General features: G+C 74.8%; 20 protein-coding genes and 1 riboswitch. Of the genes, 9 read left to right on the top strand and 11 right to left on the bottom strand.

The features are described from left to right. Window positions 1-102: 102 nt before the first annotated feature. Window positions 103-537, top strand: coding sequence for a hypothetical protein (locus tag ACFQ8C_RS32170; protein WP_383464520.1), 435 nt, complete (start codon window positions 103-105; stop codon window positions 535-537). A gap of 156 nt (window positions 538-693) precedes the next feature. On the opposite strand, the gene ACFQ8C_RS32165 is transcribed toward ACFQ8C_RS32170, so the two are convergent. The 7 genes from ACFQ8C_RS32165 to ACFQ8C_RS32135 form a co-directional block, all read right to left on the bottom strand. Further along, window positions 694-1,095, bottom strand: a complete 402-nt coding sequence (locus ACFQ8C_RS32165; protein WP_383464517.1) for a transglycosylase SLT domain-containing protein — start codon at window positions 1,093-1,095, stop codon at window positions 694-696. A 311-nt stretch (window positions 1,096-1,406) separates the two neighbouring features. Continuing rightward, complete coding sequence (locus ACFQ8C_RS32160) at window positions 1,407-2,264, bottom strand: ECF transporter S component (RefSeq protein ID WP_383464515.1); 858 nt, start codon at window positions 2,262-2,264, stop codon at window positions 1,407-1,409. Then, window positions 2,261-4,024, bottom strand: coding sequence for an ABC transporter ATP-binding protein (locus tag ACFQ8C_RS32155; RefSeq protein ID WP_383464513.1), 1,764 nt, complete (start codon window positions 4,022-4,024; stop codon window positions 2,261-2,263). The genes ACFQ8C_RS32160 and ACFQ8C_RS32155 overlap by 4 nt, the downstream gene beginning before the upstream one ends. Then, window positions 4,021-5,334: an energy-coupling factor transporter transmembrane component T gene (locus ACFQ8C_RS32150; protein WP_383464510.1), complete on the bottom strand. Its 1,314-nt coding sequence runs from the start codon at window positions 5,332-5,334 to the stop codon at window positions 4,021-4,023. The genes ACFQ8C_RS32155 and ACFQ8C_RS32150 overlap by 4 nt, the downstream gene beginning before the upstream one ends. Further along, the gene (locus ACFQ8C_RS32145) at window positions 5,331-6,023 is read right to left on the bottom strand and encodes an SCO2322 family protein (RefSeq protein ID WP_383464507.1); all 693 of its coding nucleotides are present in this window, start codon (window positions 6,021-6,023) and stop codon (window positions 5,331-5,333) included. Before ACFQ8C_RS32145 ends, ACFQ8C_RS32150 begins: the two co-directional genes overlap by 4 nt. Further along, window positions 6,020-7,279, bottom strand: a complete 1,260-nt coding sequence (locus ACFQ8C_RS32140; RefSeq protein WP_383464505.1) for a prenyltransferase/squalene oxidase repeat-containing protein — start codon at window positions 7,277-7,279, stop codon at window positions 6,020-6,022. The genes ACFQ8C_RS32145 and ACFQ8C_RS32140 overlap by 4 nt, the downstream gene beginning before the upstream one ends. Window positions 7,280-7,375: 96 nt before the next feature. After that, window positions 7,376-7,448: riboswitch (cobalamin riboswitch) on the bottom strand. 139 nt (window positions 7,449-7,587) lie between these two features. Then, on the bottom strand, window positions 7,588-8,625 hold the full coding sequence (locus ACFQ8C_RS32135) for an MBL fold metallo-hydrolase (RefSeq protein WP_383464502.1): 1,038 nt from the start codon (window positions 8,623-8,625) through the stop codon (window positions 7,588-7,590). Between the two features lie 101 nt (window positions 8,626-8,726). Between ACFQ8C_RS32135 and ACFQ8C_RS32130 the strand changes: the two genes are divergently transcribed. Beyond that, window positions 8,727-10,187, top strand: a complete 1,461-nt coding sequence (locus ACFQ8C_RS32130; RefSeq protein ID WP_383464499.1) for an aldehyde dehydrogenase — start codon at window positions 8,727-8,729, stop codon at window positions 10,185-10,187. Beyond that, on the top strand, window positions 10,187-10,420 hold the full coding sequence (locus tag ACFQ8C_RS32125) for a ferredoxin (protein ID WP_383464497.1): 234 nt from the start codon (window positions 10,187-10,189) through the stop codon (window positions 10,418-10,420). Before ACFQ8C_RS32130 ends, ACFQ8C_RS32125 begins: the two co-directional genes overlap by 1 nt. Before the next feature lie 62 nt (window positions 10,421-10,482). Here ACFQ8C_RS32125 and ACFQ8C_RS32120 read toward each other — a convergent pair whose 3' ends face one another. Next, the gene (locus tag ACFQ8C_RS32120; protein ID WP_383464494.1) at window positions 10,483-11,118 is read right to left on the bottom strand and encodes a TetR family transcriptional regulator; all 636 of its coding nucleotides are present in this window, start codon (window positions 11,116-11,118) and stop codon (window positions 10,483-10,485) included. Between the two features lie 251 nt (window positions 11,119-11,369). Here ACFQ8C_RS32120 and ACFQ8C_RS32115 point away from each other — a divergent pair, with 251 nt between their 5' ends. From ACFQ8C_RS32115 to ACFQ8C_RS32105, 3 genes are read left to right on the top strand one after another with little or no spacing between them, the layout of a single operon-like run. After that, window positions 11,370-12,686, top strand: coding sequence for a glycosyltransferase family 4 protein (locus tag ACFQ8C_RS32115; RefSeq protein ID WP_383464492.1), 1,317 nt, complete (start codon window positions 11,370-11,372; stop codon window positions 12,684-12,686). Window positions 12,687-12,746: 60 nt separating this feature from the next. Next, entirely contained in the window at window positions 12,747-13,493 is a 747-nt protein-coding gene (locus tag ACFQ8C_RS32110) for a class I SAM-dependent methyltransferase (protein WP_383464489.1), read from the top strand. Continuing rightward, entirely contained in the window at window positions 13,490-14,581 is a 1,092-nt protein-coding gene (locus tag ACFQ8C_RS32105; RefSeq protein WP_383464486.1) for a prenyltransferase, read from the top strand. The genes ACFQ8C_RS32110 and ACFQ8C_RS32105 overlap by 4 nt, the downstream gene beginning before the upstream one ends. Before the next feature lie 49 nt (window positions 14,582-14,630). On the opposite strand, the gene ACFQ8C_RS32100 is transcribed toward ACFQ8C_RS32105, so the two are convergent. Beyond that, window positions 14,631-15,197, bottom strand: a complete 567-nt coding sequence (locus ACFQ8C_RS32100; RefSeq protein ID WP_383464483.1) for a TetR/AcrR family transcriptional regulator — start codon at window positions 15,195-15,197, stop codon at window positions 14,631-14,633. Between the two features lie 174 nt (window positions 15,198-15,371). Between ACFQ8C_RS32100 and ACFQ8C_RS32095 the strand changes: the two genes are divergently transcribed. Beyond that, window positions 15,372-15,950, top strand: a complete 579-nt coding sequence (locus ACFQ8C_RS32095; protein WP_383464480.1) for an RBBP9/YdeN family alpha/beta hydrolase — start codon at window positions 15,372-15,374, stop codon at window positions 15,948-15,950. A gap of 91 nt (window positions 15,951-16,041) precedes the next feature. Further along, on the top strand, window positions 16,042-16,590 hold the full coding sequence (locus ACFQ8C_RS32090; protein ID WP_383464477.1) for a hypothetical protein: 549 nt from the start codon (window positions 16,042-16,044) through the stop codon (window positions 16,588-16,590). Window positions 16,591-16,633: 43 nt separating this feature from the next. On the opposite strand, the gene ACFQ8C_RS32085 is transcribed toward ACFQ8C_RS32090, so the two are convergent. Then, window positions 16,634-17,758: an alkene reductase gene (locus tag ACFQ8C_RS32085; RefSeq protein WP_383464474.1), complete on the bottom strand. Its 1,125-nt coding sequence runs from the start codon at window positions 17,756-17,758 to the stop codon at window positions 16,634-16,636. Window positions 17,759-17,824: 66 nt separating this feature from the next. Between ACFQ8C_RS32085 and ACFQ8C_RS32080 the strand changes: the two genes are divergently transcribed. Continuing rightward, window positions 17,825-18,184, top strand: coding sequence for a MerR family transcriptional regulator (locus tag ACFQ8C_RS32080; RefSeq protein ID WP_383464471.1), 360 nt, complete (start codon window positions 17,825-17,827; stop codon window positions 18,182-18,184). Window positions 18,185-18,232: 48 nt separating this feature from the next. Here the strand turns inward: ACFQ8C_RS32080 and ACFQ8C_RS32075 are convergent, their stop codons facing one another. Then, window positions 18,233-19,243, bottom strand: a complete 1,011-nt coding sequence (locus tag ACFQ8C_RS32075) for an LLM class F420-dependent oxidoreductase (protein WP_383464468.1) — start codon at window positions 19,241-19,243, stop codon at window positions 18,233-18,235. Window positions 19,244-19,333 lie beyond the last annotated feature (90 nt).

Here is a 19,333-nt window from a genome sequence, read left to right as displayed (position 1 = left end):
GGGGGGGGGGGGCCCCGGGGGGGGCGGGGCCCCGCGCCCGTGCCGGGAACCCGGGAGCGGGCCCCCGCGTCCCTCCGGGGGACCGATCACGAGGGGGAACGCATGATCACACGGCACGTCCGGTTACCGGCCGTCGTCGGCTGCGCGCTGCTGCTGGCGGGGTGCGCGGGGGAGGCCGATCCCGTGGGGCGTACGGAACGGCAGACGGTCGACGCGTACGTCCGGGCGCTGAACGGGCAGGACGCGGACGCGCTCGCCGAGCTGGGGCCTCCGGGGTACGTGGAGGTCGAGGCGGACGCGCGCGAGGTCGTCGCCGCCGACGGGGGCAGGGGGCTCACGGTCGGGAGCGTCGAGGTGTCGCACGAGTTCGGCGACGACCTGGCGAGCGCGCGCGTCACCGGCGAGGGGCGGGACGGCCGGCCCTTCACCACGTACGTCCAGATGGTCCGCCACGACGGCACCTGGGTCGTGGTCCTCGGGCACGCGCCCGGGGCGGGGAAGGGTGGCGCCAGTCCGGCGGCCGTCACGCCGCCGTAGGAGGGCGCACCGCCCGCGGGGGAGACGGCCCGACCCCGTGGGAGACCGCACCGCTCGCGGGAGACCGCACCGCGGGGGCCCGGAAACGCCGCAGGCCCCGCCCCTCCGAGAGGAGGGCGGGGCCTTGCGGGTGTGCGCGGAGCGGCGTGGTGACTCTTAGTACCAGCCGTTGGCCTGCCAGAACGCCCAGGCGGCGTTCGGGGAGCCGTAGCGCTCGTTCATGTAGTCGAGGCCCCACTTGATCTGGGTGGCCGGGTTGGTCTTCCAGTCGGAACCGGCCGAGGACATCTTCGAGCCGGGCAGGGCCTGGACGAGGCCGTAGGCGCCGGACGAGGAGTTGGTGGCCTTGAAGTTCCAGCCGGACTCGTGCGAGACGATCTTGCTGAACGAGGCGTACTGCGAGGCGGGCACGATGTCACGAGCGAGCTCCTGCGGGCTGGCGGCCGAGGCCGTGCCCGTCGTGCCGAGCACCGCACCCGAGGCGCCGAGCAGCACGGCTGCGGTGGCGGCGAAGGACTTCTTGCGGGCAGCGGCGCGAGTGGTGATCGAGCGGAACAAAACGTCTACCTAACGTCGGGGACTGGGGTCGCGCCGGGCGTCACGGCCGTTTCCGACCGATTCCGGCATGCCGGAACCAGAGCCCGGGGGACCCGGGGACTGGGGGGAACCGGCCTGCCGCGGTGCTTCGCTCTCGCTGAGCACCTGCTGCCTGGCGACGTCCACTACACAAACAAATCCCGGAAGGCCGCGCAACGACCCCCTGTACGAGGAAGGTTCGGACTCGGGCCACCCGGACCGAGGTCCTACCGGGAGCCGTTTTCGCAGCTCATCGCCGGTTATTGCCGCTTTGGGCGACTCGTCCTTCTCTACTATTTCGGGTCGTACGTGACGTGGGTCCTATGAGGCGCCTCACCCGCGGACCCCTTTCCGGGCCCCTCGAATGTGACCTGGGCCTCGAAGTTCGCCCGCCGCGTGGCCCTGCGCAGCGCCCGCAGCAGCGGCCCGCCGACCGTGAGCGTCAGGACCACGGTGAGCGCGGCCCGCCCGAGGTCCCAGCCGAGGGAGGTGGCCAGTACGTACGCCAGGAAGCGCACCAGGTTCTCGGCCGCCGGAGCCCCCGGTACGAAGGAGATCCCCTGCCCGAGGCCGCCGACCGTGACCCACCCGTACAGATTGGTGACGGTGCCGTACGCGAACGCCGCCACGAAGCCGTACGCGGCCAGCATCAGCCGCTCCGGCCGCCCCCGCGCCCCCGCCGGCAGCAGCCCCGCGCCCATCGCGAACCAGCCCATCGCCAGCATCTGCGTCGGCATCCACGGCCCCACCCCGCCCGTGAGCAGCGCCGACGCGAACATCGTCACCGCCCCCAGCACGAAGCCGAAGCCCGGGCCGAGGACCCGGCCGCTCAGCACCATCAGGAAGAACATCGGCTCCAGGCCGGCCGTGCCCGCGCCCAGCGGGCGCAGCGCCGCCCCCACGGCGGCCAGCACCCCCAGCATCGCCACCGCCTTCGCGTCCATCCCGCAGTCCGCGATCGTCGCCACGACGACGGCGATGAGGAGGGGCAGGATCAGCGCGAAGAGCCAGGGCGCGTCGGCGGCGTGGTCGGTGACGGCCGACCCGGCGTCCGCGAAGAGCGGCCAGCCGACGCCGACCAGACCGACGAGGGAGACGAGGACGAGGGCGGCGACGGAACGCGGACCGAGCCGGACGGGATGCGTTCTCATGCGCGCAGCGCCTCCTCCACCTGCTCGACGGTGAGCCACGGCTCGGGGGCCAGGATCTTCGCGACCTGCGGGGCGAAGGCGGGGGAGGAGACGACCACCTCGGCCGTCGGGCCGTCCGCGACCACCTCGCCGCCCGCGACGATCACCACCCGGTCCGCCAACTCCGCCGCCAGCTCCACGTCGTGGGTGGCCAGCACGATCGCGTGCCCCTCGGCGGCGAGCGCCCGCAGCCGGACGACCAGCCGGGCCTTCGCCGCGTAGTCCAGGCCCCGGGTCGGCTCGTCGAGCAGCACCAGCGGCGGCGCGGCCGTCAGGACCACGGCGAGCGCGAGCGCCAGACGCTGCCCCTCGGACAGGTCCCGGGGGTGCGTCGCGTCGGTCACGCCCGGTACGAGCTCCGTCACCAGCGCCCGGCAGGTCCCCGGCGCGGCTCCCGCGTCCGCGTCGGCGGCGGCGCACTCCTCGCCGACGGTCTCCGCGTACAGCAGGTCCCTCGGCTCCTGCGGGACGAGGCCCACCCGGCGGATGAGGGTGCGGGGGTCGGTCGTGTGCGGGACGAGCCCGGAGACGCGGACCGTGCCGGAGGTGGGGGCGACCATGCCGACGAGGGTGGAGAGGAGGGTGGACTTGCCCGCGCCGTTGCGGCCCATGAGCGCGATCGTCTCGCCGGCGGCGACCTGGAGGTCGACGCGGCGCAGCGCCTCCACGCGGCCGCGGCGGACCGCCAGGCGCCGGACGTCCACGAGCGGTGCGGCGGCGGCGGGAGCGGGGGTGGGAGGGGGTGCGGAGGTGCGGCGACGCCGGAAGAAGGACCTTCCGCCGGGTGCCGGGCGGGCCGGGAGCGGACCGTCCGGCGTCCGAGGCCCGAGGACGGGGGCGGGGCCCCGGTCCCGGGCGGCGGCGGGGTGGGCGGGAGTCCCGGCGGGGCCCCGCTCCTCCGGCCGCTCCTCCGGTCGCTCCCTCAGCCGCTCCTTCAGTTCGCCCGCCCCCCTCCGCGCGTCCCGCACCGTCAGGGGCAGCGGCTCCCATCCGGCCAGCCGCCCGAGGCCGACCACCGGCGGGTACACGGGGGCGACGGCCATGATCTCCGCCGGTGTGCCGAGGACGGCGTCCGGCAGGAGCAGGACGCGGTCGGCGTACTGGACGACCCGCTCCAGGCGGTGCTCCGCCATGAGGACCGTCGTGCCGAGGTCGTGGACGAGCCGCTGGAGCACCGCGAGGACGTCCTCGGCCGCCGAGGGGTCGAGCGCGGACGTCGGCTCGTCGAGGACGAGGACCCGGGGGTGCGTGGTGAGGACGGAACCGATCGCGACGCGCTGCTGCTGGCCGCCCGACAGCGTGGCGATGGGGCGGTCGCGAAGGTCCGCGAGGCCCAGCAGGTCGAGGGTCTCCTCGACGCGCCGCCGCATCACCGCGGGGGCGAGGCCGAGGGACTCCATGCCGTAGGCCAGCTCGTCCTCGACGGTGTCGGTGACGAAGTGGGCGAGCGGGTCCTGGCCGACCGTGCCGACCAGGTCGGCGAGCTCGCGCGGGTGGTGGGTGCGGGTGTCCCGGCCGTCCACGGTGACGCGGCCCCGCAGCGTACCGCCGGTGAAATGGGGGACGAGCCCGGAGACGGCGCCGAGCAGGGTCGACTTGCCGACGCCCGACGGGCCGACGAGGAGGACCAGCTCGCCCTCGGGGACCGTCAGGTCGACGTCCCGCAGGGTGGGCCCGGCGGCGTCCTCGTACGTCACGGAGACGTTTTCGAAGCGGATCACGCGGGCGGCTCCTCGCGGGCGGCGGCAGGGGCGGGCGGTACGGGGGCGATGACGGCCGGCAGCAGGCCGGGCAGGACCGACAGGGCCGGCCACAGCGGCAGCTCCGGCGCGGTGAGCGGGACGACCCCGGGGTGCAGGGCCTCCGGCGCGTAGGCGTTGGCCCGGATCATGAGGAAGGCCACCGCGACGCCGGAGGCGGCGACCAGCCAGGAGCGGGGGCCGAAGCGGTCGGGGCGGTAGCGGGTGCGGACGCTGCGCCGGCCGCCGAGCCGCAGCCCCGCGACGGCCGCGGCGAGCCCGGCGGCGAGCAGCGGCAGCCCGTACCCGGCGCCCTGCGCGGCGAGCAGCCCGTACGAACCGGCGCAGACGCCGAGCAGGCCGCCGAGGGTGAGGACGTTCGTGGTGCGGCGGACGGCCGGCGGGACCTGGGCGATGCGCCCGTATCCCCGCGCGTCCATCGAGGCGGCGACGGCGACCGACCGCTCCAGCGCTCCCTCCAGGACCGGCAGGCCGATCTGGAGCACGGCCCGCACCCCGCCCGTGGACCGGCCGCGCAGCCGCCGGGCGGTCCGCAGCCGGACCACGTCGGCGACCAGGTTCGGCGCGAAGGTCATCGCCACGACGACGGCGACCCCGGCCTCGTACAGCGCCCCCGGCAGCGACTTCAGCAGCCGCGCCGGGTTGGCGAGCGCGTTGGCCGCGCCCACGCAGATCAGCAGGGCCGCCAGCTTGAGCCCGTCGTACAGCGCGAAGACCAGCTGCTCGGCGGTGACCCGCCCGCCGATCCGGATCCCCTGCGCCCATGCGGGCAGGGGCAGCTCGGGCAGGACGAACAGTTCGTAGGAGCCCGGGATGGGGGAGCCCAGCACCACCGAGAAGAGGATCCGCAGGCCGACCACGAACAGTCCGAGCTTGACGAAGGCGCCGTACGAACGGGCCCACGGCGCGTCCGTCCGCCGCGCCGCCACCACGTACCCGGCGACTCCGACGATCAGCCCGAGCAGGAGGGGGTTGGTCGTACGGGAGGCGGCGACGGCGAGCCCCAGGGCCCACAGCCACCAGGCCCCGGGATGCAGGGCGTTCCCCCGGTCGGCGACGGGCGCCAGGAGGCGGGCCCTCCACCCGGGTCGCCGGCCGGCGGTCTCCTCGGGGCCGTCGCCGGGCCCGGAGACGGCCCCGGACGCCGGCTCGGAGGCGGGCTCGGAGGCGGGCCCGGACGCCGGCCAGGAGGCGGGCCGGAGCGTCCGCGCGCGCCGGGGGCCGGTCGGGTCGGCGACGGGGTCCGCCGGGGTCTCGCTCGGCCGGGTCATGCGCGGCGGCGGGACTTCCAGACGGCCGCGGCGCCGAGGGCGAGGACGGCTCCGCCGCCGACGAGCAGACCGAGCGACGGGCCGCCGCTGCCGTCGTCCCCGGTGGCCGTGGCCGGGGCCGGGGCCTTCGAGGCGGTGGAGGCGGGGGAGCCGGCCGGCTCGGCCGGTTCCGCCACCGCTTCGCCGCAGCCCTTCCTCGGGTAGCCCGCGATGCCGCAGAGCATCGCGGAGCTGTCGTAGCGGAGCGGCTTGGCGACGGCGGCGAGGGCCTCCGCGGCGGTGCCGTTCTCGGCGATCCGGGCACAGCCCGTCGTCGGGGCGGACCGCGGCGGGGTCTCGCCGGCGGGGGCGTCCTTCGGGGTGCCGAAGTCGACGACGACGGCGATCCGCTTCGTCCCCGGGGTCTTCCCGGTGTCGGCGCAGACCGCGCCGAAGTCGGGCGCGGTGGTCGGCTTCGTGGCGTCGGCGGAGTCCTCGCTCAGCGCGAAGCGGAAGCCGATGACGTCGCCGTCGGCGGGCCGGGCGGTCGCCGGGCCCTGGGTGGCGTACGTCCACTTCCCGGCGTCGGACTCCCAGAACGACCAGTACCGGTAGCCCGCCGCCTGGGCGGGGGCCGCCGCGCCGAGGGCGAGCAGCAGCCCGGCCGTCCCGCAGGCCAGCGCGCCGGAGGCCTTCGTCCGGAGCGTCACTTCTTGCGGCCGCTCAGGAGGAAGCCGATGCCGACGCCGACGACCATGCCGATGCCGATGATCCACCAGACGTCGAAGCCGAGGAACGAGTCGTCGTCCTCGTCCTCGGTGGAGGCGGCGGAGGTGTCGGGGGTCTTCGGCGTCGGGCCGGTCGCGTTCAGCGCCTCGACCAGGTCGGTCTTGCCGAACTCGCGCGGGTCGGCCTCCATCGCGCGCGCGGCGAGGATCAGCTGCGCGTAGGCGGCCGGGCCGGACTCCTTCGCCCAGGGGGCGGCGTTCTGCTCCAGCCACTGGAGCGCGGGCTCCGCGAGCCGGGCGGTGCCGGCGGCGGCGAGGGCGACGACGGCGTCGGCGGTGTTGCCGAAGTCCGGCTTCGGCTCGGTCTCGGTGGCGCCCGGCAGCGGCGGGGTGGTCAGGTGGCCGGTCTGCACGAGCGCCTTGGCCAGGTAGGAGGCGCCGTTGAGGGCGGCCCGCTCGACGGTCGGCTCGGAGAGGTCGACGCAGGTCGGGGCCTGCGGCGGGGTGGCCTTCACGGCCGTGATGCCCTTGCCGAGCCCGGCGAGGGTGGCGGCGGCGGTGGCGTCCGCGTTGGCGAGCAGCGCGCCCGCCTTGTCGGGCTGGTAGGCGAAGGCGCCGGGCCCGTCCTCGTCGGCGCAGGGCAGCGCGAGCGCGAGCAGGGCGTCGTACGGGGTGCGGCCCTCGGCCGAGGTGTACGAACCGGGCTTGACGCCCGAGGCGGCGAGGGCGCTGACGACGATGGAGGTGGAGTTGGCGTCGCTGGGGCCGCCGGGGGTGTAGCTCCAGCCGCCGTCCTTGTTCTGCACCCCGCGCAGCCAGCCGTAGCCGGACTTGACCGCGGTGTCGATCTTCGTCGGGTCGGCGGCCTCGCGGCGGACCGCGCCGAGCGCCTGGAGGGCGACGGCGGTGGCGTTGGAGTCCCGCATCGTCGTGGCGTCGCAGGGCTTCGTGGTGTCGGCGCGGTACGAGGCGAAGGAGCCGTCCGCGCACTGCTGGCCGAGCAGCCAGTCCACGGCCTGGTCGGCGGGCTGGTAGCCGGTGGCGCGCTGGGCGAGGAAGGCGAGCGACTGGCGCCAGACGCCGTCGTACGTCGGGTCGCCCTTGCCGTACAGACCGGGCGGGAGCGCGGCGGCGGAGGCGCTCGGAGAGGGCGCGGCGGAGGCCACGCCGGTCGCGGCGGTGCTGAGCACGGCTGCCGCTGCGGTGAGCGCGGCGGCGGCGCGACGGACGCTGATCATGGTTGCCTCTCGTGCGGGCACCGGACATCGGTGCCCCCGGGGGCCCGCGTCCGGCGCCGTATTCCTCGACGGTGCCGGCGCTCACGTCCCGGGGCAGGGCGTTCCGGCTCCGTGCACGGGGGCACGTCACGGTTGCGGGTCAGCGCCGGATTCGCACCGGCTTTCCCCTGCTCGGGCATGAAGACGACCGGCCCACCATACCGGCCGTCGGGGGCGGCGCCCCGGGCGTGCGAGCCGCGTCACACCGCCACGCCCGCCACGGGCCGCCGCGCCGCGCACCGCCGTACGCGCCACCGGCTCCGTCCCCCTCACACCGCCACGTACGCCACCGGCTCCGTCCCCGTCACGGCCTCCGCGCGGCCCAGCTTCACCAGGCGCCGGATGTGGGCCTCGGCCTCGCTGACGGCGATGTTGCGGGAGCCGTACGGGATGCGCTCCCAGGGGCGGTTCCACTCCATCCGCTCGGCCAGCTGCCACGGGGTCAGCGGGGTGGTGAGGAGGGCGAGGAGGCCGGCGAGCCGTTCCTCGTGGTGGGCGAGGAGTTCGCGGACCCGGCCGGCGGCGTCGGCGAAGGCGTGCTGGTGGGCGGGGAGCACCTCGGCGGCGCCGAGCCGGCCGATCCGCTCCAGGGAGTCGAGGTAGTCGCCGAGGGGGTCGGTCACCGTCGCGTCGTCGGGGTCCTCGTACAGCCCGATGTGGGGGGAGATCCCGGGCAGCAGGTGGTCGCCGGAGAAGAGGCGGCCGTGGCCGGGGAGCCCCGCCGGGTGCTTCTCCTCCAGGTGGAGGCAGACGTGGCCGGGGGTGTGGCCGGGGGTCCAGACGGCGCGGAGCCGGCGGCCGGCGAGGTCGAGCAGTTCGCCGGGGACGATCTCCCGGTCGGGAAGGGCGGCGCCGAGCCCGGGCAGGGTGCGCATCCGGCCGCCGGAGCGGGCGGCGCGCAGCGGCGCGAGGTGGTCCTCGGGGGCGCCGGCGGCGGCGAGCTTGCGGGCGAGGTAGTCGAGCCAGGTGGCGGGGTCGGACTCGCGGGTGCGGCGGACGACGGCGGTGTCGGCGGCGTGCATCGCGATCCAGGCCCCGGACTCCTCCCTGACCCGGCCGGAGAGGCCGTGGTGGTCGGGGTGGTGGTGGGTGATGACGACCCCGTGGATCTCGCTCATGCCGATCCCCAGCGCGCCCAGTCCGTCGTTCAGTTCGGTCCAGGAGTCGGGGTCGTCCCAGCCGGTGTCGACGAGGACCGGCCCCCGGTCGGTGTCGAGGACGTGGACCAGGGTGTGGCCCAGCGGGTTGTCCGGGATGGGCACCCGCAGCGACCAGACGCCGCCGCCGTGTTCGGTCACCTGTGTCATGAGCGCCCCCATCTCTCCCGCACGGTACGGCCATTGCCCATCATAACTAGAACTGATATCAGTTCTGAGACACCGTCAGATACCCCCGGGAGGCGACCGGCATGAGCGAGCTTGTGGAGCACGGAAAGCTGTTCATCGGCGGGAAGTTGACCGACCCCCTCGGCGACGCCTCCATCGAGGTGATCTCGCCGCACACCGAGGAGGTCATCGGCCGCGTCCCGCACGCCTCGCGCGCCGACGTCGACCGGGCGGTGGCGGTGGCCCGGAAGGCCTTCGACGAGGGGCCCTGGCCGCGGACCGGCCTGGAGGAGCGGATCGAGGTCGTCTCCCGGATCAAGGACGCCATCGCCGTCCGCCACGAGGAGATCGCCCGCTCGATCAGCGCGCAGAACGGCTCCCCGTACTCCTGGTCCGTCCTCGCCCAGGCGCTCGGCGCGATGATGGTCTGGGACTCGGCGATCACCATCGCCCGTGACTTCGTCTTCGAGGAGCGGCGCGGCGGGGTCCTCGGCCCGCTGCTCGTGCGGCGCGAGCCGGTCGGCGTGGTCGCGGCCGTCGTGCCGTGGAACGTGCCGCAGTTCACCGCCGCCGCCAAGCTGGGTCCGGCGCTGCTCGCGGGCTGCACCGTGATCCTCAAGCCCTCGCCGGAGTCGCCCCTCGACGCGTACCTCCTCGGCGAGATCGCGGCCGAGGCCGGGCTGCCCGAGGGCGTGCTGTCGATCCTGCCCGCCGACCGCGAGGTCAGCGAGTACCTCGTCGGGCACCCCGGCGTCGACAAGGTCTCCTTCACCGGCTCGGTCGCCGCCGGCAAGCGCGTGATGGAGGTCGCCTCCCGCAACCTCACCCGCGTCACCCTCGAACTCGGCGGCAAGTCGGCGGCGGTGATCCTCCCGGACGCCGACGTGGCGACGGCCGTGGCCGGGATCGCCCCGGCCGCCTGGATGAACAACGGCCAGGCGTGCGTCGCCCAGACCAGGATCCTCGCCCCCCGCTCCCGGTACGAGGAGTACGCCGAGGCGCTGGCCGCGGCGGCCTCCGCGCTCGTCGTCGGCGACCCGCTCGACCCCGCCACCCAGGTGGGGCCGCTCGTCGCCCGCCGCCAGCAGCAGCGCTCCCTCGACTACATCGGCATCGGGCAGGCGGAGGGCGCCAAGCTCCTCACGGGCGGCGGCCGCCCGGACGGCCTCGACCGCGGCTGGTACGTGGAGCCGACCCTCTTCGGCGACGTCGACAACGCGATGCGGATCGCCCGCGAGGAGATCTTCGGCCCGGTGATCTGCCTCCTGCCGTACGGGGACGAGGCCGAGGCCCTGCGCATCGCCAACGACTCCGAGTTCGGCCTCAGCGGCAGCGTCTGGACCGGCGACGTCGAGCGCGGCGTCGACTTCGCCCGCCGGGTGCGCACCGGCACCTTCAACGTCAACACCTTCAGCCTCGACATGCTCGGCCCCTTCGGCGGCTACAAGAACTCCGGCGTGGGCCGCGAGTTCGGCCCCGAGGGCTTCGGGGAGTACCTGGAGCACAAGATGATCCACCTCCCGGCCGGATACGGGGACAACTGATGGGCGACCGCTGGCGCGTGGAGGTCGACCGGGGCGTCTGCATCGGCTCCGGGATGTGCGTCGGCCACGCCCCGGACGGCTTCCGCCTCGACACCGCCCGCCAGTCCCACCCGGTCCGCCCGGAGGCCGACGCCGGCGAACGGATCCTCGCGGCGGCCGAGGGCTGCCCGGTCGAGGCGATCCTGATCACCCTCGCGGACGGCGGGGAGCCGGTGTACCCACCGGAGGAGTAGCCCGCGGGCACCCCGTCCGCGGGCGCCCCGTCCCCCGGCGCCCCGTCCGCGGGGGAGCCGGGTCAGGCGCGGGCGGCGGTCCGCCGCGGGGCCGTCAGGTCGATCAGCCGGCAGACCGTCTCGATGTCGATCTTCACCTGGGCGATCGAGGCGCGCCCCGACAGCCAGGTGATGAGCGCGGAGTGCCAGGTGTGCTCGATGACGCGGACGGCCGACAGCTGCTCGGGCGTCGGCTGCTCCGCGCCCATCGCGTCCAGGATGATCGCCGTCGTCAGCCGCGAGACCGTGTCGACCTCGGGGCTGACGCTGCGGTCCGCGAAGGTCAGCGCCCGCACCATGGCGTCGGCGAGCTGCGGCTCGCGCTGGAGCGCGCGGAAGGTCCGCATCAGGGTCTCCGCCACCCGCTCGGCCGGGGCGGCGCCCGCGGGGGGCCGCTTGCGGAGCGTGCTGTGCATGTGCTGGAGCTGGTCCTGCATGGTCGCCACGAGCAGGTGGATCTTGGACGGGAAGTAGCGGTAGAGCGTGCCGAGGGCGACTCCGGCCGCCTCCGCGACCTCCCGCATCTGCACCGCGTCGAAGCCGCCGCGGGCGGCGAGCTGGGCGCTGGCGTCCAGGATGCGGCGCCGCCTGGCCTCCTGACGTTCGGTCAGGGGTGGGGTGGCGGAGGGGCGGTGGTCCGCTCTGCTCTCTGCGGTCATCGGGGTCCCGTTCCGTGCGGTGGGGAGCGCCAGTATGGCGGAGGACGGCCTTGGCGCGAACCTCCGCGGCCGGGTGGCGCGAATCACCTGTTCCGGCGCTCACACCGAAGCTACCTGCCGGTAGATTCTGTGCCTCCCGATGGATCGGAGGGCACGTCCGGAGACGTCGGGAACGATCAAGTCTGTAACTTGTTCTACCTTAGCGCGAGCGGTTACGCTCGCGCGAAACGCACGCTCGAAGGGGGTCGCGCATGACCGCTGAGGCCATAGAGGCAAGCCCCCGGCAGGGTGCCGCCCCGTCCGGTGACGGTCCGTTGCGGATCGCTCTCCTCACGTACAAGGGGAACCCCTTCTGCGGAGGCCAGGGCGTCTACGTCCGGCACCTCTCCCGCGAACTGGCCCGCCTGGGCCACACCGTCGAGGTCTTCGGCTCGCAGCCGTACCCGACCCTCGACGAGGGCGTCACGCTCAGCGAGATCGCCAGCCTCGACCTCTACCGCCAGCCCGACCCCTTCCGGACGCCCGGGCGCGAGGAGTACCGGGACTGGATCGACGCGCTCGAAGTGGCCACCATGTGGACCGGCGGCTTCCCCGAGCCGCTGACCTTCTCGCTGCGGGCCCGCCGCACGCTCGCCGCCCGCCGGGGCGACTTCGACGTGATCCACGACAACCAGACGCTCGGGTACGGGCTCCTCGGCGGCCCCCGCGCGGTCGGCGCCCCGCTGGTCACCACGATCCACCACCCCATCACCGTCGACCGGCGGCTGGAGCTGGACGCCGCCGCCGACTGGAAGCGCCGCGCCTCCGTCCGCCGCTGGTACGGCTTCACCCGCATGCAGAAGCGGGTGGCCCGCCGGCTGCCGTCCGTCCTCACCGTCTCCGGCACCTCCCGCGACGAGATCGTCGAGCACCTCGGGGTCCGCGAGGACCGCATCCGGGTCGTGCACATCGGCGCCGACACGGAGCTGTGGTCCCCGGACCCCTCGGTCGCGGAGGTCCCCGGCCGCATCGTCACCACCTCCAGCGCCGACGTCCCCCTCAAGGGCCTGGTCTTCCTGATCGAGGCACTCGCCAAGCTGCGCACGGAGCGGCCCGACGCGCACCTCGTCGTCGTCGGCAAGCGCGCCGAGGACGGGCCCGTCGCCCGGGCGATCGAGCGGTACGGGCTCGACGGCGCCGTCCGGTTCGTGAAGGGCATCAGCGACGCGGAGCTCGTCGACCTCTACCGCTCGGCCGAAGTGGCCTGCGTGCCCTCCCTCTACGAGGGCTTCTCGCTGCCGGCCGCCGAGGGCATGGCGACCGGTACGCCGCTGGTCGCCACGACGGGCGGGGCGATCCCGGAGGTCGCGGGCCCCGACGGCGAGACCTGCCTCGCGGTGCCGACCGGCGACGCGGGGGCGCTGGCCGCCGCGCTGGGCCGGATGCTGGGCGACCCGGAGCTGCGGGCCCGGCTCGGTGCCGCCGGCCGGGCCCGGGTGCTGGACCGCTTCACCTGGGCGCGGGCGGCGCAGGGCACCGCGGAGCTCTACCGCGAGGCCCTGGCGCGCCAGGGTGCCCGCCGCCGCTGACCCCCCCCGTACCACCCCCTCGCACCACCCGAACTCCCGCCACTCGGAAGGGCAGACCCCGTGCTGACCGTCGACTTCACCCGCTTCCCGCTCGCCCCCGGCGACCGCGTGCTCGATCTGGGCTGCGGTGCGGGCCGGCACGCCTTCGAGTGCTACCGGCGCGGCGCCCAGGTCGTGGCCCTCGACCAGAACGGCGAGGAGATCCGCGAGGTCGCCAAGTGGTTCGCCGCCATGAAGGAGGCCGGCGAGGCCCCGGCCGGCGCGACCGCCACCGCGATGGAGGGCGACGCGCTCAACCTGCCGTTCCCCGACGAGTCCTTCGACGTCGTCATCATCTCCGAGGTCATGGAGCACATCCCGGACGACAAGGGCGTCCTCGCCGAGATGGTCCGTGTCCTCAGGCCCGGCGGCCGGATCGCGATCACCGTCCCCCGCTACGGCCCCGAGAAGGTCTGCTGGGCGCTCTCGGACGAGTACCACGAGGTCGAGGGCGGCCACATCCGCATCTACAAGGCGGACGAACTCCTGGCCAAGATCCGCCAGGCCGGGCTCAAGCCGTACGGCACCCACCACGCCCACGCCCTGCACTCGCCGTACTGGTGGCTGAAGTGCGCCTTCGGTGTCGACAACGACAAGGCGCTTCCGGTCCGGGCGTACCACAAGCTCCTGGTCTGGGACATCATGAAGAAGCCCGCCCTGACCCGGGTCGCCGAGCAGCTGCTCAACCCGGTCGTCGGCAAGAGCTTCGTCGCCTACGCCACCAAGCCCCACCTCCCGAAGGCCGAGACCGCGGACGCGGCCAAGTGACGGCTCCCGAGCGGATAGCGGAACACCTGGTCCTGCCCGGGGTCCTCACCGCCGAGCAGGCCGCCGGGACCGTGGCGGGCATCCTCGCCGCCCAGCGCGAGGACGGCGCCATCCCGTGGTTCCGGGGCCACCACCTCGACCCCTGGGACCACACCGAGGCCGCCATGGCCCTGGACGCGGCCGGCGAGCACGAGGCCGCCGCCCGCGCCTACGCCTGGCTCGCCCGGCACCAGAACGGCGACGGCTCCTGGTACGCCGCCTACCAGGACGGCGACCCGGACGACGTCACCGACCGCGGCAAGGAGTCCAACTTCACCGCGTACATCGCCGTCGGCGTCTGGCACCACTACCTGTCGACCGGCGACGACGCCTTCCTCGACCGGATGTGGCCGGTCGTCTACGCGGCGATGGAGTTCGTCCTCGGACTCCAGCGGCCCGGCGGCCAGATCGGCTGGAAGCGCGAGCCCGACGGCAGCCCCGTCACCGACGCGCTCCTCACCGGCTCCTCCTCCGTCCACCACGCCCTGCGCTGCGCCCTCGCGCTCGCCGAGGCCCGCGAGGAGCCGCAGCCGGACTGGGAGCTGGCCGCCGGGGCCCTGGCGCACGCGATCCGCCGCCACCCCGAGCGCTTCCTCGACAAGTCCCGCTACTCGATGGACTGGTACTACCCGATCCTCGGCGGCGCGGTCACCGGCGCCGAGGCGCGGGCCCGCATCGACGCGCGCTGGGACGACTTCGTGGTCCCCGGCCTCGGCGTCCGCTGCGTGGTCCCCAACCCGTGGGTGACCGGCGGCGAGAGCTGCGAACTCGCCCTCGCCCTCTGGGCGACGGGGGAGTCCGACCGGGCCCTCGACATCCTCCAGTCCATCGGCCACCTGCGGGCCCCGAACGGCCTGTACTGGACGGGATACGTCTACGAGGGCGAGGACGGCCACGAGCCGGCGGTCTGGCCCGAGGAGCAGACCACCTGGACGGCCGGCTCCCTCCTCCTCGCCGTCGCGGCCCTCGGCGGCGAACACGCCACCGTCGCCGTCTTCGGCGGCGAGACCCTGCCGACGGGCCTGGCCCCGGACTGCTGCGGGGAGTGACGCACGACGACGGAAGGGCCCGGGATCCACTGGATCCCGGGCCCTTCCGTCACCCGGTGCCGCGCCCGCGCAGCCCCTCGACGAGCTGGGCGACGTGGTCCCGGGCGAGCGCCGGGCCGAGGTCCGCGTGGCCGACCAGGAGCCGGTACCAGAACGGGCCGAAGACCTGGTCGGCGGCGAAGTCCGGATCGGTGCCCGGGGCCAGCTCGCCCCGGTCGGCGGCGCGCGCCAGGATCTCCTTCACCACCGTGCGGCGGCTCTCCACCCAGCCGCGGAACTCCTCGGCGAAGGCGGGGTCGAGCTGCGCCTCGGCCATCAGTCCGCGCAGCGCCCGCACCCGCAGCGGATGCTCCGCGATCCGGTACAGCTCGGTCGTGAAGAGCGTGAGGTCCCCGGCGAGCGTGCCCGTGTCGGGGGTCGGCATCCGCTGCTCGACGGAGTGCCGGTAGGCGTCCATCACCAGCGCGGGCTTGGACTTCCACCACCGGTAGACGGTGCTCTTCGCGACCTCGGCGCGCTTGGCCACGCCCTCGATGGTGACGCCGTGGTAGCCCGCCTCCTCCAGGAGCGCGGCGGTGGCGGCGAGGACGGCTTCGCTGGCGTCCTGGCTGCGCACCCGGCCCCCTGTGCGGGGGGACGGGGGGCGGCCGGGGTTCTTCTCGGAGGGCACGCACGCCACCGTAGCAGCGTGCTAGTCTCCAATCGAAACGCTACGTAGCGTTTCGATTGAGGCCCGGGCCACCGGGTCGCCGCACCACCGGGTCCCCGGCACTGCCCTCGGAGGAGAACCATGAGCACGATCGTCGTCTCGCACGGTTTCGGCATGAGCAAGGACGACCACTGGTACCCGTACCTCGCCACCGCGCTCACCGGCGCCGGCCACGAGGTGCGGATACCCCAGCTGCCCGAACCCCTGGCGCCGCGGGCCGGGGACTGGCTGGAGGCGCTCGCCGCGGAGACCGCCGGGACCGGCCCCGCCGACACCGTCCTGGTGGGGCACAGCCTCGGCGGCGTCAACGTGCTGCGCCTCCTGGAGCGGCACGACACCGGGACGGAGGGGCCGTACGCCGGTGTCCTCCTCGTCGCCTCGATGGCCCGCGAGGTCGGCTACGACGCCCTCGCCCCCTTCTTCGAGCCCGGCCTCGACTGGGCCCGGATCCGGCGCGCCGCCCGCACCTTCGCCGTGCTGCACGCGGCCGACGACCCGGTCACCGGCGCGGCCACCCCGGAGCACCTGATGACCTTCGCGACCGACCTCGGCGCCACCGTCACCCTCACCCCGGGCGGCGGCCACTTCCCCAGCACCGGCGACACCCGGACCGAGCTTCCCGAGGCCCTCCGGCTGGTCGAGACCGCGCTGCTGCCCTGACCGGGGGCGGGCACCCGGACGGAGCGGCCCGGATGGCGGGGGGACGGGGGCGGGGCGAGGCTGGCGGGACCAGTCCCAGGGAGGTTCCGCTGTGCCCAGAAGTCTGAACCGCGGCGTCGTCGCGCTGCTCCTGTCCGGCGCGCTGCTGCTCGGCACGGCCGGGTGCGGAGCCGACACCACCGCGAGCGTGTCCACGGCCGCCAGCCCCTCGGCGTCGGGCACCTTCGAGCAGCAGAAGCTGGCGAAGACCAGGTTCGTCGCGAACGCCGGGCTCGCCGCGGGAGCCGCGTACCAGTGGATCGTGAAGCCGTACCAGGCGGGCAAGTTCAAGAAGGGCGCGGACGGGCGCACCTTCGCCCTGGTGAAGGCGGGGCTCGCGGGCGCGTTCACCTACAACCGGCTGAAGGCGGCGGTGAACAACGCGAAGGGCGACCCGCTGCTCTCCAAGGCGGTGGCCCCGCTCTCCGCCGGCATCGACTCCCTCAAAGACCTCGGCACCAAGCTCCGCAAGGGCGAGATCGACGCGGCGGACGTCGGCGGCCTGGAGGGCGTCATCAACGGCATCAAGGACGCGGGCAAGTCCGCCGGGGCCGAGGTGGTCGAGAAGGTCCCCTCGGCCTCGCAGCTCGGCGGCGGCTGACGGACCGGCCCCTCGGCCGCCCGCCCGTCCGTCCGCCCGCCCGTCAGGCGAGGGCGGCGGACTCGGCCAGCGTCGGGTAGTCGTTGTACCCGACCTCGTCGCCCGAGTACATCCAGTTCGCCTCCCGGAGCGGGTTGAGCGGCGCGCCGGTGCGGAGCCGTTCGACCAGGTCGGGGTTGGCCAGGAAGGCGCGGCCCAGCGAGACCAGGTCGGCCCCGGCCGCGAGCAGCCGCTCGCCCGCGCCCTTCCCTCCGTCGGCGGGGAGGGGTCCGCCGAAGCCGAGCACCGGGTTGGCGACCAGCGTGTTCGGCCAGGCCGCGCGGATCCACCGGAAGAGCGGCTGCGCGGGATCGGCGAAGATCACGTGCAGATAGACCGGGTCGAGCGCGGCGAGCGCGGGGACGAGCGTCCGGTAGAGCGCGGCGGTCTCCTCCTCGCCGCCCTCGTCGATGCCGTTCACCGTGACCCCGGGCGAGATGCGCACCCCGACCCGCTCGGCGCCGATCGCGTCGACGACGGCCCGGACGACCTCGACCACGAACCGGACGCGGTTCTCCACGGATCCGCCGTACGCGTCCGTGCGCCGGTTGGTGTTCTTCGCCAGGAACTGGTGGAGCAGATGGCCGTTGGCGGCGTGCACCTCGACCCCCTCGAAGCCCGCGTCGACGGCCCGGCGCGCGGCGGCGGCGAAGTCCGCGACGGTCTCCTGGATCCCCTCGGCGCCCAGCTCGCGGGGCACGACGGACCGCTGCCGGCCGGAGGGCGTGTGGATCTCCTCCGGCAGCGCGACCGGCGAGGGCGCGACGGGCAGGTGCCCGCTGGTGTCGGGGTGGCCGACCCGGCCGCCGTGCTGGAGCTGGAGGAACATCCGCCCGCCCTCGGCCCGTACCGCGTCGGTGACCCGGCGCCAGCCGGCCACGTGGGCGTCGGTGTGGATGGCGGTGATGTTCGGGTAGGTCCGGCCGACCGCGTTCGGCGTGGACGCCTCGGCGATGATCAGGCCGGCGGCGGCCCGCCGGGCGTAGTGGGTGGTCATGAGGGGCCGGGGGACGCCGTCGGCGGTGGCCCGGTTGCGGGTCATGGGCGCCATCACCAGCCGGTTGGGGAGGGGCAGGGAGCCGAGGGTGGTGGACTCGAAGAGGCGGGAGGAGGCCGGTGCGTTCGTCATGTCGGTACGGTAGGAGTTGACACCAGTGTCAGGTTCAAGTCCTTCTTCCCGCAGGCGAGGTGGCGGATGCGCATCGGTGAACTGGCCCGCCGCAGCGGCGTGAGCGAACGCTCGCTGCGCTACTACGAGACCCAGGACCTGCTGCGCTCCGAGCGTACGCCGGGCGGCCAGCGCCGCTACGGCGAGTGGGCGGTGGACCGGGTCGTCCGCATCCAGGCCCTGTACGCGGCGGGCCTGAACAGCCGCAAGATCGCCCAGCTCCTCCCGTGCATGCGCGACGCGGACGGCGCGCCCAGCGACATCGCCACGCCCCGGCTCCTCGACGAACTGGCCACCGAGCGCGCCCGCATCGACACCCTGATCGCCGACCTCGTCCGCTCCCGCGACATCCTCGACGAGGTGATCGAGTCGGCGTCGCCGGCCTGATCCGAAGGAGACGGCCCGGGCCGGAGGGCGCGCCCGGGGCCGCCGGACCTATCCGGCGATCTCCGCGAGGACCCGCAGGGTCTCCGGGTCCGGGGCCGTGACGAGGAGTTCCGTCACCGGGCCGGACCGCCATGCGCGCAGCCGGTCGGCGATGCGCTCCCTCGGGCCCACCAGGGAGATCTCGTCGGCGAAGGCGTCGGGGACGGCCAGGACGGCCTCCTCGCGGCGGCCCTCGGCGAAGAGGGCCTGGATGCGGCGGGCCTCGGGCTCGTAGCCCATGCGGGCCATGAGGTCGGCGTGGAAGTTGCGGCTCGCGTGGCCCATGCCGCCGATGTAGAAGCCGAGCATCGCCTTCACCGGGAGCAGGCCCTTCGTCACGTCGTCGCAGACCTGGGCGCGGACCATCGGGGCGACGCGGAAGCCGTCGGGGAGGCGGTCCGGGAGGGCGTAGACCTCGCGCCAGCGGCGGGGGGACCAGTAGAGCGGCAGCCAGCCGTCGGCGATCTCCAGGGTCTGCGCGATGTTCTTCGGGCCCTCCGCGCCGAGCAGGACCGGCAGGTCCGCGCGGAGCGGGTGGGTGATCGGGCGGAGGGGCTTGCCGAGGCCGGTGCCGTCCTCGCCCGCGTACGGGAAGGAGTAGTGCCGTCCCGCCAGGGTGACCGGCGCCTCCCGTCGCAGCACCTGCCGGATCACGTCCACGTACTCGCGGGTCGCCGTCAGCGGGGAGCGGGGGAAGGGGCGGCCGTACCAGCCCTCCACCACCTGGGGGCCGGAGAGGCCGAGGCCGAGCCGCATCCGGCCGCCGGACAGGTGGTCCAGGGTGAGCGCCTGCATCGCGGTCGCGGTCGGGGTGCGCGCCGCCATCTGCGCCACCGCCGTGCCGAGCCCGATCCGGCTGGTGTGCGCGGCGATCCAGGTGAGCGCGGTGAAGGCGTCCGAGCCCCACGCCTCCGCCGTCCACACCGAGTCGTAGCCCAGGCGCTCCGCCTCGCGCGCGAGTTCCAGGTGGGCGGGGGAGGGGCCGCGGCCCCAGTAGCCGAGCGCGAGTCCCAGGCGCATGACCGGACTCCTTTCTGACGATCCGTCAGGTCGATGCGGTCCGGGGGACTGTACGACAGCGGCCCCCCGACCGGAAGGCTTCCGGTCGGG

The organism is Streptomyces sp. NPDC056503 (assembly GCF_042794995.1).
Taxonomy (GTDB): Bacteria; Actinomycetota; Actinomycetes; order Streptomycetales; family Streptomycetaceae; genus Streptomyces.
This window is presented reverse-complemented; position numbering and strand designations above follow the sequence as displayed.